Raw genomic sequence first — 2,207 nt, 5'->3', positions numbered from 1 at the left:
CTTGCGCCCCCGCAAGGAGGCGGGCAGCAGCGGCCGAACGAACTCCCACTCCGCATCAGACAGTTCATGGCGACGTATCACCCGACCATGATCCACCATCCAAGATCAATTGAAGACACCGCCTAGGCGTGTCCGGCGGATCGTGCCGGGTCGGGGCTGCCGCTCGCTGTCGCGTCGCAGGGTGCGGGTGCGCTGTGGCTGGTCGCGCAGTTCCCCGTGCCCGGTCAGGGGCGCGGGGAACTGCGCGCGCAACCCCATCCCGGCCGCGGACTGCGGCACACCGGCAGGGGCAGCCCCGACCCAGTCAGGGAGAGTGATGACCACCGCGGCCACCCGAAAGCGCCGCCGGCGCCCCCGTGCTCCGGCGCTGTCGCCGCGCGCGACCGCCTGGGGGTTCCTCGCGCCCCTGGTGCTCTACCTCGCGGCGTTCTACGTCTACCCGCTCTACCGCAACCTCGATCTGAGCCTGCGGGACTACACGCTGCGGTCGTTCGTCAGGAACGACGCGCCCTTCGCCGGGCTGGACAACTTCACCGACGTGCTCACCAGCTCCACCTTCGGGCCCGCGCTGCGCAACACGGTGCTGTTCACCGGGGGCTCGCTGGTCTTCCAGTACGCGCTGGGGCTGGCGCTCGCCGTCTTCTTCCACCGCCACTTCCGGCTCGGCTCGCTGCTGCGGGCGCTCTTCCTGGTGCCGTGGCTGCTGCCGCTGATCGTCTCCGCCTCCACCTGGTCGTGGATGCTCAACAGCGAGTCCGGGGTGGTCAACTCCGCGCTGCGGGCCTTCGGGATGGATCCGGTCAACTGGCTCACCTCGCCCGACTGGTCGCTCTTCGCCGTCACCGTCGCCAACATCTGGATCGGCATCCCGTTCAACCTGGTCATCCTCTACAGCGGGCTGCGGAACATCCCCGACGAGCTGTACGAGGCGGCGGCGCTGGACGGCGCGAACGCCTGGCAGCGCTTCTGGCGCGTCACCTTCCCGCTGCTGCGGCCGGTCTCCGCGATCACCCTGCTGCTCGGCCTCGTCTACACCCTCAAGGTGTTCGACATCATCTGGATCATGACCCGGGGCGGCCCGGGAGACTCCTCCACGACGCTGGCCACCTGGTCCTACGAGCTGGGCTTCGGCTCGCTCGTGCCCAAGTTCGGGCCGGGCGCGGCGGTGGGCAACGTGCTGATCCTCATCGCCCTCGTCTTCGGACTGCTGCATATCCACCGCCGGCGCAGAGCGGAGGCAACGCCATGAGACCCGGAGCCGTGAGACCCGGAGCGAGGGGACGCCGGTCCGGCAGGTCGTGGTGGCGGACGGGCGTGGGCGTGCTGCTGACGGCCCTGATGCTCTTTCCCGTCTACTGGATGGTGAACGTCTCGCTCACCCGGGACGAGAACATGCGCAAGGAGAACCCCGACTGGTTCCCCGTGGACCCCACGTTCGACGGCTACACGACGGTCCTGGACGACCAGCTCCCCTATCTGCGCACCAGCCTGCTGATCGGCCTCGGCACGGTCGCCGTCACCCTCGCGCTGGCCGCGCCCGCCGGATACGCGCTCGCGAAGCTGCGTCCGCGCGGCGGGCGGGCCCTGAGCTTCGCGCTGCTCGTCGCGCAGATGATCCCGGGGATCATCATGGCGATGGGGTTCTACGGGATCTTCCTCAACCTCGGTCTGCTGAACGAGTGGTGGGGCCTGATCATCGCCGACTCCACGCTGGCGGTGCCGTTCGGCGTACTGATCTTCGTGGCCTTCATGTCCGGCATCCCCGACGAGTTGATCGCGGCCGCGAAGATCGACGGCGCCGGTGCGTGGCGCACGTTCCGCTCGGTCATCCTCCCGGTCAGCCGCAACGCGGTGGTGACCGTCTCCCTCTTCGCGTTCCTGTGGGCGTGGTCCGACTTCGTCTTCGCCAGCACGCTGGACGCGGGCGGGGCGCACCGGCCCATCACGCTCGGCATCTACCAGTACATCGGGAACAACAGCTCCGAGTGGAACGCGATCATGGCGACCGCGGTGGTCGCCTCCGTTCCGGCGGCCGTCCTGCTCGTGCTGGCGCAGCGGTTCGTGGCCGCCGGCGTCACGGCCGGCGCCGTGAAGGACTGAGCGCCCTGCGGGCGCATCCCCCACAAGAGAGGAACCGTCATGCGTCGTCGAGCCTTTGTCGGCGGGGCCCTCGCCTCCTCGGCAGCCGCCGCCCTCCCCCTCACCCC

At 69.6% G+C, this 2,207-nt stretch carries 2 protein-coding genes; both read left to right on the top strand.

All coding sequences use genetic code 11. The annotated features are described in order from the left end of the window. The first annotated feature begins 316 nt into the window (after positions 1-316). Positions 317-1,249: a carbohydrate ABC transporter permease gene (locus G5C65_RS35910; protein WP_165303242.1), complete on the top strand. Its 933-nt coding sequence runs from the start codon at positions 317-319 to the stop codon at positions 1,247-1,249. 89 nt (positions 1,250-1,338) lie between these two features. Beyond that, positions 1,339-2,100 (top strand): carbohydrate ABC transporter permease, encoded by a 762-nt coding sequence (locus G5C65_RS35905; RefSeq protein WP_241266305.1) that lies wholly within the window; start codon positions 1,339-1,341, stop codon positions 2,098-2,100. Positions 2,101-2,207: the final 107 nt, after the last annotated feature.

It is taken from the genome of Streptomyces boncukensis (assembly GCF_011045075.1).
Lineage (GTDB): Bacteria > Actinomycetota > Actinomycetes > Streptomycetales > Streptomycetaceae > Streptomyces > Streptomyces boncukensis.
The sequence above is the reverse complement of the archived record's forward strand: the minus strand, read 5'-3'. Positions and strand labels throughout refer to the sequence as shown.

What these genes read in the sequence shown, in the direction of transcription:
- G5C65_RS35910 (WP_165303242.1), top strand. Translation starts at nt 317, where the DNA reads ATGACCACCGCGGCCACCCGAAAGCGCCGCCGGCGCCCCCGTGCTCCG.
- G5C65_RS35905 (WP_241266305.1), top strand. Translation starts at nt 1,339, where the DNA reads ATGCTCTTTCCCGTCTACTGGATGGTGAACGTCTCGCTCACCCGGGAC.